9 protein-coding genes and 1 pseudogene are annotated in these 14,266 nt (G+C 44.5%); 5 read left to right on the top strand and 5 right to left on the bottom strand.

Annotated features, from left to right (window positions below):
• Window positions 1-136 precede the first annotated feature (136 nt).
• The 3 genes and pseudogenes from thiO to HWQ41_RS04700 form a co-directional block, all read right to left on the bottom strand.
• On the bottom strand, window positions 137-2,122 hold the full coding sequence (gene thiO / locus HWQ41_RS04710) for a glycine oxidase ThiO (protein WP_292760304.1): 1,986 nt from the start codon (window positions 2,120-2,122) through the stop codon (window positions 137-139).
• Between the two features lie 119 nt (window positions 2,123-2,241).
• On the bottom strand, window positions 2,242-2,640 hold the full coding sequence (locus HWQ41_RS04705; RefSeq protein ID WP_292760303.1) for a hypothetical protein: 399 nt from the start codon (window positions 2,638-2,640) through the stop codon (window positions 2,242-2,244).
• A gap of 16 nt (window positions 2,641-2,656) precedes the next feature.
• Window positions 2,657-2,996, bottom strand: a pseudogene (locus HWQ41_RS04700) ((2Fe-2S)-binding protein).
• A 75-nt stretch (window positions 2,997-3,071) separates the two neighbouring features.
• Between HWQ41_RS04700 and cimA the strand changes: the two are divergent.
• A complete protein-coding gene (gene cimA / locus HWQ41_RS04695) occupies window positions 3,072-4,733 on the top strand; it encodes a citramalate synthase (RefSeq protein ID WP_292760302.1) in 1,662 nt (553 codons plus the stop codon).
• Window positions 4,734-5,148: 415 nt separating this feature from the next.
• Here the strand turns inward: cimA and HWQ41_RS04690 are convergent, their stop codons facing one another.
• Window positions 5,149-5,382 carry a hypothetical protein gene (locus HWQ41_RS04690; RefSeq protein ID WP_292760301.1) on the bottom strand — a complete coding sequence of 78 codons (234 nt, stop codon included), beginning with the start codon at window positions 5,380-5,382 and terminating at the stop codon, window positions 5,149-5,151.
• A 160-nt stretch (window positions 5,383-5,542) separates the two neighbouring features.
• On the opposite strand from HWQ41_RS04690, the gene HWQ41_RS04685 reads away from it, so the two are divergent.
• Window positions 5,543-7,702, top strand: a complete 2,160-nt coding sequence (locus HWQ41_RS04685; protein ID WP_292760299.1) for a flavin-dependent dehydrogenase — start codon at window positions 5,543-5,545, stop codon at window positions 7,700-7,702.
• Window positions 7,703-7,775: 73 nt separating this feature from the next.
• Here the strand turns inward: HWQ41_RS04685 and HWQ41_RS04680 are convergent, their stop codons facing one another.
• Entirely contained in the window at window positions 7,776-9,317 is a 1,542-nt protein-coding gene (locus tag HWQ41_RS04680) for a hypothetical protein (protein WP_292760306.1), read from the bottom strand.
• A 1,036-nt stretch (window positions 9,318-10,353) separates the two neighbouring features.
• Here HWQ41_RS04680 and HWQ41_RS04675 point away from each other — a divergent pair.
• From HWQ41_RS04675 to HWQ41_RS04665, 3 genes are all read left to right on the top strand, one after another.
• Entirely contained in the window at window positions 10,354-11,808 is a 1,455-nt protein-coding gene (locus HWQ41_RS04675; RefSeq protein WP_292760298.1) for an aminotransferase class V-fold PLP-dependent enzyme, read from the top strand.
• 148 nt (window positions 11,809-11,956) lie between these two features.
• Window positions 11,957-13,243, top strand: coding sequence for a sulfite oxidase (locus HWQ41_RS04670; RefSeq protein WP_292760297.1), 1,287 nt, complete (start codon window positions 11,957-11,959; stop codon window positions 13,241-13,243).
• 150 nt (window positions 13,244-13,393) lie between these two features.
• Window positions 13,394-14,185: a sulfite exporter TauE/SafE family protein gene (locus tag HWQ41_RS04665; RefSeq protein WP_292760296.1), complete on the top strand. Its 792-nt coding sequence runs from the start codon at window positions 13,394-13,396 to the stop codon at window positions 14,183-14,185.
• The last annotated feature ends 81 nt before the right edge of the window (window positions 14,186-14,266 follow it).

Raw genomic sequence — 14,266 nt, 5'->3', positions numbered from 1 at the left:
GCATTCGTTTTTCCAGAATGATTCGCTTGTAGTAAGCGGCTCTATCCCTGCTTTTATGCAACTTAAATGCTTATTAGCTTAGGCATTGGTTATTCCCCTTGTCTCCCTTGTCCCTCTATTCCCCATGCCCTATTCCCTAACTAGTAATCGTCCCAGTCAGAGGAGAACTAGGACTGGCGTAATCTTTGATCGGCATCCTGCCAGCAAGGTATGCTAGACGGCCGGCAACTGTTGCTAAATTCATGGCACGAGCCATTGCTGCTGGGTTTAGAGAAAGGGCGATCGCACTATTAATCAACAAAGCATCTGCTCCCAATTCCATTGCCTGGGCGGCTTGGGAGGGTGAACCAATACCGGCATCTACCACCACTGGCACACCTGCATTTTCGATGATGATTTGGATGTTAGCAGTTGTTTTCAGTCCTTGTCCAGAACCAATTGGTGATGCCAAAGGCATTACTGTAGCACAACCTACATCTTCTAAGCGCTTGGCTAACATGGGGTCAGCGTTGATATAGGGCAATACTGCAAAGCCTTCTTTGACTAGTTGTTCTGCTGCTTGCAGTGTCCCAATCGGATCTGGGAGTAAATACTTAAGATCGGGTATTACTTCTAACTTTACAAAGTTATTATCTTCCTGCCCTAACAATTTCGCCATTTCTCGCCCTAAACGTGCCACCCGAATCGCCTCTTCAGCAGTTTGACAACCTGCGGTATTGGGTAACATCCAAATTTTTGTCCAATCTAAGGCTTCAGCTAAACCTTCATGTCCGGGGGCCTTGGTTTGTACCCGTCGTACTGCTACGGTGACAATCTGGCAATCGCTAGCGGCAATACTTTGCTGCATTTCCTCAATGCTGCGATACTTACCAGTTCCCGTCATCAAGCGGGATTGGAAGGTTTTGCCAGCGATAATCAGTGGAGATTCTTGAGTAGGGAGTGGTGGGTGCTGTGGGGATATGACAGGAAGATGCCCGTTGGAGAAATTGGCAGAGTGAGTCAGCATTGGGGTGGAGGTAGATGGCTGGGACTGGAAGCGCGAATAGTGAAAATCAGCAAGTAAAGGGTCAGACTTTTGTTCTAAGATTAAATCGGCAATCAATGCGGCGGTTACCGGCGCAAGTAAAATCCCGTTGCGGTAATGACCAGTAGCAAGGGTTAAATTTTGACAGTAGCTAGTGCCAAGGATGGGCAACTCATCGGGGGTGGCTGGGCGAAATCCCCACCAGAATTCCTGGATGGGATAATGCTTTAATTGAGGATACAGCCGGATGGCAGCTTGTAATAATTTTTGAATACCTTCTGGGGTGTTGTCGGGGATGAAGCCAACGTCTTCGCTTGTTGCCCCAATAATGAGCCGATCGCGTCTCGGTACGACGTAAATATCCTGCCCAAATAAAACCCGCTTTAAGGGCAATTCTGGCACAAATTCCGGTATCCGCACACTCAGCATTTGCCCTTTTCTGGGTAGCACAGGTAGTGGTAATAATTCATTTGACCAAGCACCTGAAGCTAAAACATAGTGCGCGGCGCGAATTATTCCAGCATTGGTTTGCACGCCAACCACTTGTCCTTGCTGCTGTAAAAATGCTTCTACTGTAATGCCGTCTTTGAGTTCAACACCAACAGACTCAGCCGCCGTCCACAATACATGAGCTAGAGCCTTATTATCAACTTGTGCGTCTTCAGGATACCACCAGCCACCAACGACCTCTGCTCCCAATCCTGGCTGATATTGATGAATTGCCTCTTTGTTTAACCAGTAAGCCGGGGATGAGGGGGATGAGGGAGAATTTTCTTCTCTTACTCCCCTATCTCCCCCTGCCTCTTCAAAGACGGGTGCGAGGATACCCCAGGGCCGGTAGCCAGTATTTAAGCCGGTCAGTTCTTCTAATTTGCGCGTCCAGTCGGGATATAAAGCACGCGATCGCCAACATAATGAACGCATTGCCCCATTAGGGATGTTTTCCGCATCTGGGGCCAACATCCCGGCGGCGGCGTGGGTAGCAGCAGCTTGGAAGTCACGACAAAGCACGGTAACACGTGTCCCGCGCAGTTTTAGTTCAATGGCGATCGCTAAACCAATAACGCCGCCACCAATAATTACAGTCTCACTAGTCATTAGTCATTAGTCATTAGTCATTTATCATTAGTCATTTATCATTAGTACATAACTAATAACTTATAACTAATAACTCATAACTTATAACTTATAACTCGTAACTAAAGACGGATCTCTCGTTACCACAAGGCGCGAATTGGTTCGTTGCCTTGATTTGTATCGCTGGATGGCGTGTCTGTTCCTGAAGTATTTGTATTGCCGTCTGTTGTACTGTCAGCAGGTGATGTTGAGTCATCGGTAGGATTCTGGGCAACGTTACTCCTGTTGTCAGGTCTTGGGGCTACAATACTGCGCCTGGTTTGGTTTGTTTGAGTTGTTTCATTTCCTTCAGTTGCAGTTTCATCGTTCTTGCTGCCAGCACTGCTATTAACATTGATATTAGCTGGCAGGACTTTTGCTGCTTTGCCACCGGGAGCGTTAGCGCTTTGTACGCCCATCGGAAAGTTGATGCCTAGTAATGTACCAAGCAGAATGGCCAAACCTCCAGCCATTAAAATTAAGGGTGTCCATCTACCCATCTTGTCTTACTCCTTTTTAACCTTTTGGTGTCCACACTATTCGAGAACCTTGTCCCCAAAATCGCTCAAACTTTGTCACTTTCACATCGCCTAAAACCTGAGTTTGGCAGTTTCTTACGCAGGTGTGTTGTCGGAGAATGGGGAGGAAGCGAATGCCGTGCTCGATCACGCCAATTCGCTGCTGATACTTTGCCCTATACCTTAACCGTACAGATACCACAACTGCCAATACTCCGATAGTTTATTACCTTAGCACCGTCATTGTAGAGGTCAATACCATTTTGCAGCAAAATCCTTCGGAGATTGCTTCCCTGTTCGCACTCAATTGTTTTACCTTGAGCTAGTATCTTAGGCATTTTTAAATTGCCAAACTGGCTTTTTGTTGTATATTGACACATTGCCTCGAAAGTTGTATCGTCGGTCCCAGTTTTATGACCACAAATTCCTCACCTCAACTTTGGCTCTATGACACTACACTACGGGATGGCACTCAGCGCGAGGGGCTATCAGTATCGATAGAAGATAAGTTACGCATTGCTAAGAGACTCGATCAACTAGGAATTCCCTTCATTGAAGGCGGTTGGCCTGGTGCCAATCCCAAAGATGTACAATTTTTCTGGCAACTCCAAGAAGATCCGCTCAAACAAGCTGAAATTGTGGCTTTTTGTTCGACTCGACGCCCCAATACCACTGCCGCAACTGAACCGATGCTACAGGATATTTTGGCTGCGGGAACTCGCTGGGTAACGATTTTTGGCAAGTCTTGGGATTTACACGTCACAACCGGACTCAAGACGACATTAGAAGAAAATTTGGCGATGATTTGCGACACAATTGAGTATCTCCGTTCTCAAGGTCGTCGGATTATCTACGATGCCGAACATTGGTTTGATGGCTACAAGCACAATCGGGATTATGCTTTACAGACATTAGAGGCTGCGATCGCATCTGGTGCGGAATGGCTAGTGCTGTGTGATACCAATGGCGGCACTTTACCCCATGAAATTAGCCAAATTGTTCAAGATGTCAATGGTCATTTGTCATTAGTCATTAGTCAAGAACCAATGACCAAGGACGATGGACAAAGGACAATTCCTAAAATTGGAATTCATACTCATAACGATTCGGAAATGGCGGTTGCTAACGCAATAGCCGCCGTTATGGCAGGGGCAAAGATGGTACAGGGCACAATTAACGGTTACGGTGAACGTTGCGGTAATGCTAACCTCTGTTCGTTAATTCCCAATTTACAACTGAAGGCGGGTTACAGTTGTATCACAGAAGACCAGCTTACACAACTTACAGAAGCTAGTCGTTTTGTGAGTGAGGTGGTCAACCTCGCGCCAGATGAACACGCCCCCTTTGTGGGACGTTCGGCTTTTGCCCACAAGGGCGGTATTCATGTATCAGCCGTAGAACGTAATCCCCTAACTTACGAACACATTCAGCCGGAACAAGTCGGGAATTCTCGTCGCATCGTGATTTCGGAACAGTCTGGACTCAGCAATGTTTTAGCCAAAGCTCGCAGTTTTGGGATTGAACTCGATCAGCAAAAGGCAGAGGCTAGGGAAATTCTCCAGCGCCTCAAAGATTTGGAGAGTGAAGGATTTCAATTTGAAGCAGCAGAGGCAAGTTTTGTGCTGTTGATGCACGAAGCTTTGGGAGGTCGCCAGCAGTTTTTTGAAGTCAAAGGTTTTCAAGTCCACTGTGACTTGATTGAGGGGAAAGAAACTAGCAATGCCCTAGCTACAGTCAAAGTCGCTGTTGACGGGAAAAATATTCTGGAGGTGGCGGAAGGTAACGGGCCCGTGGCAGCTTTGGATGCGGCTTTACGCAAGGCTTTAGTGAACTTTTATCCCCAAATAGCAACCTTTGATTTGACAGATTACAAAGTGCGAATTCTCAACGGACATACGGGCACGGCGGCAAAAACCCGGGTGTTGGTAGAATCAGGCAATGGTCGTCAACGCTGGACGACGGTCGGGGTTTCCACCAATATTTTGGCGGCTTCCTATCAAGCGGTGGTGGAGGGATTGGAATACGGTTTATTGTTGCACTCCCAAGCTGAAGCAGCCTTGAAAGCTTCTAGTTGACAAAAACCGCAATATGGTGTATGTAAAGTTTACGCTTTTCGATGATCAGGGGAGGCGATCGCTCAACTGAGTTGTGCGCCAAAAACATTTATTCCGCTAAAGCGTCGAAGCGCTGCTCAAAGAGCATGAAGATTGATCCACAAAAAAGACCTCTGGTGCAAACCAAGGGTCTTTCCGTTTCAGAACGTTGTAAAATTCATTAGCAACGTAAAACGCTGATATGGTTAATTTAGTGGCTTCTTTGCCATGAATGCAAAAATAGCAACCCAATAGCCAATCCCATACTGAGAATTATTGTTACTCCTATACCTAAAATGCGTAGGCGCAGCCCGCCGCAGGCATCGCCAATATTCCAATATTTAGGTGCAGACCGAGAAATCTAATCCTGCGACAAAACTTCATCTTATGCAAGATTTTAGGAGAACTTTTCCCAGGATTGGGCAACTAATTGGCTCAACCAGCGACGTTGTTGCTGATCCAGCAGTGGATCATCTGCTAGCAACTGAGCGGTTAATTCTTCCAAAGATTGACCCTGAGCGCGGACAATTTTAATTACTCCAGCGATCGCACTAGCAACTAGTTCTTCATCAATCGGCTGTTGTCGCAGGGCAACAATTTCCTGGGGACTCTCTGGAATGGGATAATTCATGGCGTGGGTTTACAGAAATACAAAATGAACAATAACTTTGACAAACTCTTAAAATTTCTTCACTGAATCTTTACGAAACTAATAGGGCGGAGTTTACCTTACTTTGTGCCTTCATAAAATCTGTCTTAGTGAGTAGATTGAACGGAGATGTCAGGAAAAGATGAGAGAAATCCTTTATTTAGAAGTTCCAACTTCGGATATAGCAACTGTGCGTAGCTGGTTACAAACAGATTTTGAACCCGGAAATGGAGAAAAAGTACTTACCTCGGAAGGCTTTCGCCTCAAAATCCCCACTGCAACTACAACTGCTAGGGTGGCTCTTTCCGAAAAATTGCCTGCGGAACTTTCGGTATTTGTCTGGTCGGTGCAACGAACTACTTATCTAAAAGTGTTTCGTTGGGCAGAACAACCCTTTCCCAGTGAGGGAAAAATCTTGCAACGCCTAACCAAGGAAATCAGAAGCCGTTTTCCGCATCATTACCCAGAACCGCCAGCGATTGATTTATCCCAGCAATCGATTTTTGCAGCACTAGGCTCTGTTTACCCCCTCACCGTCAAGTATTTTCAGAAAATGCCCAATGGTGAATATGACCTAACGCGTGCCTATTGGTGGGAACAACGATGGCGCGAAGGGGTACAGAATCCGCAGCAACCGCGTCAAGTCGTGTTTTCGCATGTGAGAGGAGCAGGGGAGCAGGGGAGCAGGGGGGAAATAACCAATACCCCATTCCCAATGCCCAATGCCCAATGCCCAATGCCCCATGCCCAATACGACATCATCTACATCGGTGGCGCACTAGGCGCGATTCATGCAGCACTGATGGCAAAACTGGGATATAAAGTTCTGCTGGTGGAACGAATGCCCTTTGGGCGGATGAACCGAGAATGGAATATTTCCCGCGATGAGATTCAAAGCTTAGTTAACCTGGGTTTAGTCACCCCCGCTGAGTTAGAAACTATCATTGCCAGGGAATACAAAGACGGATTCAATAAGTTTTTTGATGCCAATAATCCAGCCAAACTGCGATCGCCCGTCCTCCACACACCCACAGTCCTAAATTTGGGCTTAGATTCCGAAAAATGGCTCCAAATGTGTGGGCAAAAACTGCAAGCGGCAGGCGGTGAAATCTGGGATGAAACAGAGTTTATCCGTGCAGATATTGATATATCACAAGTCATTTTGAAAGTCAAGCACTTACCCACTCAAAGCGAGAAGCAAGTAAGTGGACGACTGCTAATAGATGCAATGGGAACTGCGTCCCCCATCGCTTGGCAATTAAATGGTGGTCGGGCTTTTGATAGTGTGTGTCCGACAGTGGGAGCGGCAATTGAGAGCGGATTTGAGCCGGGGGTGTGGGATTCCCAATATGGGGACGTTCTTTACAGTCATGGGGATATTTCGCGGGGAAGGCAGTTGATTTGGGAACTGTTTCCTGGAGCAAATGATGAACTGACGATTTATTTATTTCATTACCACGAAGTCAATGCTGAAAATCCCGGTTCCTTGCTGGAAATGTACGAGGATTTTTTCACGATTTTGCCAGAGTATCGCCGGTGCGATATGGACAAGTTAGTGTGGAAAAAGCCGACATTTGGGTATATACCGGGGCATTTTAGTGTGGGAAGTAGCGATCGCACAGTTGCCTTTGATCGATTGATTGCGATCGGTGATGCGGCATCACTCCAGTCTCCCCTAGTGTTCACCGGTTTTGGTTCCCTAGTTCGCAACTTAGAGCGCTTGACAACACTGTTGGATACTGCTCTCAAACATGACTTGTTGAGTTTCCGACACTTGAACCAAATTCGCGCTTACCAAAGCAACGTTTCAGTAACTTGGCTATTTTCCAAAGGGATGATGGTACCCACAGGGAAATTTTTACCCCCGCAACGGATTAACTCCATGCTCAACACCTTTTTTGGACTGTTAGCAGACGAACCTGTAGAAGTGGCAGATAATTTCATCAAAGATCGGTGTGATTGGTTAACCTTTAACCGCCTAGCACTCAAAGCAGCTAGCAAAAATCCTGCCTTACTTTTATGGATTTGGGAACTTGCTGGGCCAAGGGATTTACTCAGATGGCTTGGTAGTTATTTCAACTTCGGTCGTCATGCCCTGGTTAGTGCTTTGCTGAGTCCGTGGTTTGGGCGCTTCTTGAGTCGGGTAGGTTTTTGGCTGGAACCCCGGAATCCGGGATTATGGCTGTGGTTGTTAGTGATTAATTATGCGATCGCCACAGGCAAACCGCGATCGCGCAGTCAGGTAGCAAAAATTAGCCCAGAAGCCATAATTCCGAAGTCAGAAGCAAGGATTCTGAATTAGTCATTAGTCATTAGTCATTGGTCATTAGTATTAGACAAATGACTAAGGACAAATGACAAATGACAACTAACTATTAACTATTGGGGCGAAAATTCGGCAATTCCACGGATGCCAATGACTTACGCCCTTTGGGTGGACGCTGGGGATAAACCACCGGTGAGGGTGAATTGGCATCATTGGTGTTATCACCTGATAACTCTGGAGAAAAATCAGTCGCCGACAATTCCAACTGTGTCAATTGGGAAACTTCTGACCAGTAATCTTCAGTTTCTCCAACATTCGTCTCGGTGTGAGGTGAAGTAGAGGAAACTGGTAAGTTATCGGCTGGTGAAAGCATAGAATCTGTCTTCCAAGAAGTCGAGGTAGTTGCAGGGGGATTAATTTCTGCCTTCAACTGTTCCTCCTGTGGATTTTCTAGTTCTTCATCGTCTTCTAAGATTGTTGCTAAAGTCTCCCAGATAGGCGGATTACTATCCACATCCGTTTTCGCCGCAGGTGGTGGTGATACAGATACAGGCTGGGAGGTGAAAAACATTTGGATTAGACTATCTAATTGCTGATCTAAGTTTGATGAACCCAAAGGTGAAACAGCTTCCGGTGTATCTGGCGAATCATCAATTTTTGCAGAGGGGCTGGGTTGTGCTGGGGTTGGCGTATCTTGTTTAACTGTCCAGTTCCAAGAAGATGATGCTGTCGGAGTGGCTTCATTTCTTTGAAATGGGAGTGGTGTTGAGGGTTCGCCCCAAGAATTATCTAGATCATCACTCAAGGATTCTGATTCTGTTGACCAAGGTTGAATTGGCTGTGCGTTAGGAAACAAAGACCGAGCTTTTTTAGAGAATCTTCCTTGTCCACTAGTTATGTCTTTGGGATGTTTTGCAGTATCCTCTAGGGAATCATAGCTAGGAACCGATGTATCTAGACATTTTTCCAAAGCTGCTTTGAATTGCAGCGTCTGGCGTTGTTGTCGCATCAGTCTAGTACGTAACTCCCGACAAGCATTTTCTGATTGCAATAGCTGCTGAGACTGTTCGCTGTTGTTATTGTGTAGCAACGTACATTCTCGCTCTAACTGGGCAAGGCGTTGTTGGCTAATTTGTAGCTGTGCTTTATAACTATCAATAAAAAGTTCCTGGCGTTGAACAGTTTGTACAGCAGTTTCTAATTGTTGAAATAAGGACTTTATCTGTTCTTGAGCCGCAGCCAATTCCTGAGTATGTTGGTTGAGCATCGACTCACTAACGCTAGAACGCGTTTTCTGCCACTGCAAAACCTTTTCAGACTCAGCTAGGTTGTCTTTTAGCTGCTCCACTTGTTCATACAAGTTATTGTTAGCTGCACGCAATTCTTCGTTCAATGCCAGCAGGTTCTGAAATTCCGAGTCAATAAGTGCTTGTTTGCCGCTTTCAGGCTCTGCAACCCAGTCCTGCTGCGTGGTATCTTGTGAAAATTGTGTATCTTCAGCTGGCATGAGGAGTGGCAGTTTTTTAACTGTCATATTGTCATTAGGCACAACTGAGTAAAACGGGCAACTCGCCTGTTCTGATTGTGGCGAATTAGCAGAATTTAGGGATTCGATCACAGCCCCCTTATTTGAGGTGTCAGCTTCATTCATCACTCTTGACCCACCTGCTTAAAAATATTCAGCAGTGCTGGCATTAGCATTGCTTATCAACTGTGTCTAATCAGGGTTTGCTCTAAAAGCTAAGTTTAACTCTCTCCAAGCACCAGCAATTAATCATCAATTGATGTTCCCCATTTTGGATTTAGACTGATGCCGTTATAACACTATGATCATCTTCCCCGTCAAGAAGAGGATGAGGGGATAAGGGGGACAAGGGGGAATTTAATCCCATATCTCGCATCTTTAGAGATGGGGAGGAGAGAGTCAACCCCATACTTAAAAACTAAATTGTATTGGCTGATGAAATTTTTCTACATGAAAAAACTGTATAATTCTATACTTTATTATCTATAATCGCATCTTTCTTAAGAGATAAATTTAAAAAGTCTCCTTCAATACATTTTTATACTGACTCATTTATTACTTAGAATTGATGTCAGTACAAGTATCTAGTATTTGATGATCATTCTGTAATCTTGGGCGATCGCTATTTAATGTCAGCAAACAACTAACAGCTTCTGCCAGAACTGTAATGTTAAAAAATTCTGGTAAATACGAATAAATACGTATAAAGCAATGTTGAAGAAGTAATAATATCCCTAAGTGAATTAATAAAGCTTTTTTAAAGAGTAACCTCAACTTAGTATAGGCTTTTTTCTGGTTAAATACAGTTCTAGTAAGCAATTCCAAGCTTAGTTAATGAGAAGCTTTTTCTATCAACTTGCCTTCAATGCGTGAAGTTTGTTTAATGACTACAAGAAAATTGTTTAAAGTATACTTGACTACTTATCACTATTCTTTACACTGTATATTAAATAGCAATAAAAAGATTTTAATCAAGTACTAATACGGATACTCTTTTTAATTATTTTATTAAAGAATAATGGGTATGACCGGGTTTTCTACTAGGAAGAAAGTAATTATAAAGACTATGATTACTGGCAATTGATATGAGGTGGCGCGAAAGAAAGCGTTGTGGCAGTTAGGCTTGTCCAAAAAATCCAAATTTAAAATAGGGGTGCTAAAAATGACTGACGTACTTTCAATGGGCGCAAAAATCAAGCAAGAAGCTGCTCAATTACCGTTGTTTGCAGAAAATTGTGACAGCTTTTGGGACAAAGAAATCAGACCGTTATTTACAAAAGAGTCTCTATCTTTCAAGGTGAAAACTCTTAAGGGAAACTATGTCAACTACGTCAACTTGGATAATGGAGCCACAACCACTCCCTTTGCAAGCCTTAAGCAGCATGTAAACGAGATGCTTGACACCTATGGTAGTGTGCATCGAGGTTCTGGGCAAAAGTCGATCATCACTACACGAGAATATGACGCTAGTAGGAACATTATTCGGGACTTTGTGGGGTCATCTTCAGACAACTATGTAATCTTTGCGAAGAACACAACAGAAGCAATTAATGGAGCTGCGACACTTTGGGCAAAAAAACCTGGGAAAATCTTAGTTTCTGATATCGAACATTCATCAAACCTGCTGCCTTGGGTTACTAAAGACGAAGTTGTGCAGTACAGAACCCAGCCGGATGGAAGTGTTAGTATCGCAGAAATTGAAGATATCTTCAAGGCACACCAAAATCGTCCTAAAGCCGAGCAAATTAAGTTAGTAACTATTACAGGCGCCTCGACAATTACAGGTTACAAACCCCCGATTTACGAAATTGCAGCTTTAGCACATCGGTATGGGGCGAAGATGTTTGCTGACGTGTGTCAGTTAATTCAGCATGAACGAGTCGAGATGGGTGCAGATGATGACCCATGTCATTTAGATTTTGTGGCTTTCTCTGGACACAAGATGTATGCCCCTTATGGAACTGGGGTTCTGCTGGGGCCAAAGGAATTTTTTGATAGCTCCTACCCTTATCAAATTGGGGGTGGAAACCTGCCTTATATCACCAGAAATCTAGAGATCAAGCGTTTTTATACAGAACGCGCCCATGATCCTGGAACACCAAACGCAATGGGTGCGATCGCCATTGCCAAGGCGATTGAAATTATCGAAGCACTAGGGCGCGATCGCATTGCTCAGTATGAACACTCTCTAGTTGAATTTACATATACACGGCTTGGGCTGATTCCTGGCGTCAAATTGCATATCCCAGGAGATAATTTAGCCCATGTTATTCCTTTTGATATTGATGGGTTTGATGGACGCTTAGTAGCAGAAATTCTGGCACAAGAATACGGCATTGGGGTTCGGGCTGGGGCTTTCTGCACCTACGAATACATTCGCAAACTCAAGAATATTTCCGACGAGCAAGACTGTGAGATTGCTCAGGAAGTAGACAGGGGAGTTACGCGCAACATTCCTAGTATTATCCGAGCTAGCTTTGCTGTATATAATACATTAGAAGATTGCGATCGCTTTATAAATGCGATCGCTCAAATAGCTAGAAACGGATTTGCTCACTATTTACCCAACTACACACAAGATGAGATAACTGGTGTTTGGACAGCGATAAACAGCTAGTTTTTTCAGGGCATTGAGCATGGGGCATGGGGCATTGGGCATTGGTTATTAATTTTTCTCCCTCATCCCCCTCATCCCCCCTGCTCCTTCATCAAGCCTTATTCTGTGTGTATTAATTACGAATTACGAATTACAAGGAGGTAATAGCTTGAGCGATGAAAACCTCTTTGACCAGGAGGATTATCTAAAAGCACGGGTTGATCAGTGCATCTGGCAAAAAAGTACAGATGCGGGTATTTCGCGCCAGCGCTTTCTGCAAATACTAGCCACGATGGTTGGCGCAACAGCTATTGGAGCGTTAGCTAAACCTGCGCCTGCTCACAGTCAGGCAGCTGTTAAAACCAAGGGCAGTAAAATACTTAAGCCATTGCCACCAGGGTATATCTCTCATAGCCAAGGCACATTAGAGATGAACTGGGAAGCGATGTATGGGCGTGGCTATTTAGTACCAAATGATTGGTTCTATGTTCACAACCGCCATACGCCTCCCCCTTTTGACCCGTCTACATGGCGTTTGCAGATTCACGGAACTGGCGTTTCTGCTCCCTGCGAGTTCACTTACGATGAAATCATCGCTATGCCATCCATCTCAGTAACTTGCGCCATTGAGTGTGCTGCTAATGGTCGGCGCTTCTTTGAAGAAGCTTACAACATACCACTCCCTGGAACACGGTGGAGGCTTGGGGCTATTGGTGTGGCTGAGTGGACTGGTGTACCACTTGGGATGTTATTAGAGCGAGCTGGACTGAAATCTACGGCAAAAGATGTACTCGTTGAGGGTGCAGATTTGGATTCGCTGGACTCAAAGGAGACAAATAAATCCAAGTTCAGTAGTGTAGTTCCGATCGCTAAGGCATTAGCAGATAACTCGCTCGTCGTTTATGCAATGAATGGAGAACCATTACCTCCAGATCACGGTCAGCCATGCCGTGCCTTATTCCCTGGTTGGGGAGGAAACGCCAACGTTAAATGGATTGAGCGGATTGAGGTTTCCGAAACGCCGATATATACGCAGTGGGTGACGGAGCAGATGGTGTTGGTTGGTGCAGACTATCCAGCGATCGCACCGTATAAAGGTAAGCTGATTACCTACCAAAATGTTAAGAGTGCCTTCGAGTTAGCTTGGCCAGCTACGCTTTCTGCTAGAACCCACTTACTGCGTGGACGTTCTTGGTCTGGGAAAGGAAAGATTGTGCGTGTGGAAGTCAGCCTAGATAGTGGCAGAACTTGGCAATTTGCACGACTGAGAGAACCAAATTTTCCATTTGCATGGGTACGGTGGGACATTGAATGGAACCCACTTTCTGGGGAATATTTTCTCCAAGTTCGTGCTACTGACAATTTAGGTAACACACAACCGACTAAAGTTCCGTGGAATGATTCTGGATTGCTCTACGGAGGTGTTGTTAGCCATCCAGTGACAGTACAAGGTTAATCACACCAAATCAGTTCTCTAGAAAAAGACCTATAGCAGTCCTAAATCATTTATGAAAATCTCTATTTCTTATCTCTCCGTGTTCTCTGCGTCTGGAGTGGTTCGATTAAAAAACTATTTTTCACAACCCCTGCACGGATTGCTATATTTATGATTGATTTTAGTTGGTTTATTTTAGTGACTGGGGGTTTAATATCTGGAGTCATAGCTGGACTTTTAGGAATAGGTGGCGGTATTATCACAATTCCTCTTTTAGTCACACTAGGTTATACTCCCGTTCAGGCGATCGCTACTAGTAGCCTTGCTATTGTAATTACTTCAATTTCTGGAAGTTTGCAGAATTGGTGGATGGGCTACCTTGACTTTAAACGAGTAATTTATTTAGGAATTCCAGCTTTCTTAACTACTGGAATAGGTGTATATTTTGCCAATAAAATTCCATCCTATATAATACTCTTCACATTTGGCATCATACTACTTGCTAATATCTATCTGATTGAACTTCGTAAGCAACTAGCATTCAAGAAAAAAGATAATACAGCCCCAGTATTTAACCCATTAGTTTCTAAAATTGGCACTGGGGGAGCAGCAGGAATTTTAGCAGGTTTATTTGGGTTAGGTGGCGGTACGATTATGGTGCCACTGCAAATGTTACTACTGGGAGAAGAAATTAAAGTAGCAATTCAAACTAGTTTGGGTGTGATTGTCATCACTGGTTTAGCTGCCTGCACAGGACACACATTAGAAGGAAATATTCTGTTTGTTCAAGGTATAGTTTTGGGATGCGGCGGTCTTTTAGGCGTTCAAATGAGTACTCGCACATTGCCAAAACTACCAGATTATACTGTGAGTTTAGTGCTTCGCATTTTCTTAGGAATACTATCAATTTATATTTTTTGGGAAGCTTGGATAAATTATCAACAAATAATTACTAATTCCTAATATAGCCTTTCCTAATCAAACAAATCAGGTACATCTTAGCCCCCTCCTCGCTTGCGGGGAGGGGGTTGGGGGTGGGGTTCT

The sequence above is a fragment of the Nostoc sp. NOS(2021) genome, assembly GCF_017115025.1.
In the GTDB taxonomy this organism is placed as follows: domain Bacteria; phylum Cyanobacteriota; class Cyanobacteriia; order Cyanobacteriales; family Nostocaceae; genus Nostoc.
Note: the sequence above shows the minus strand (reverse complement) of the source record. Positions and strands in the feature narration are given on the sequence as shown.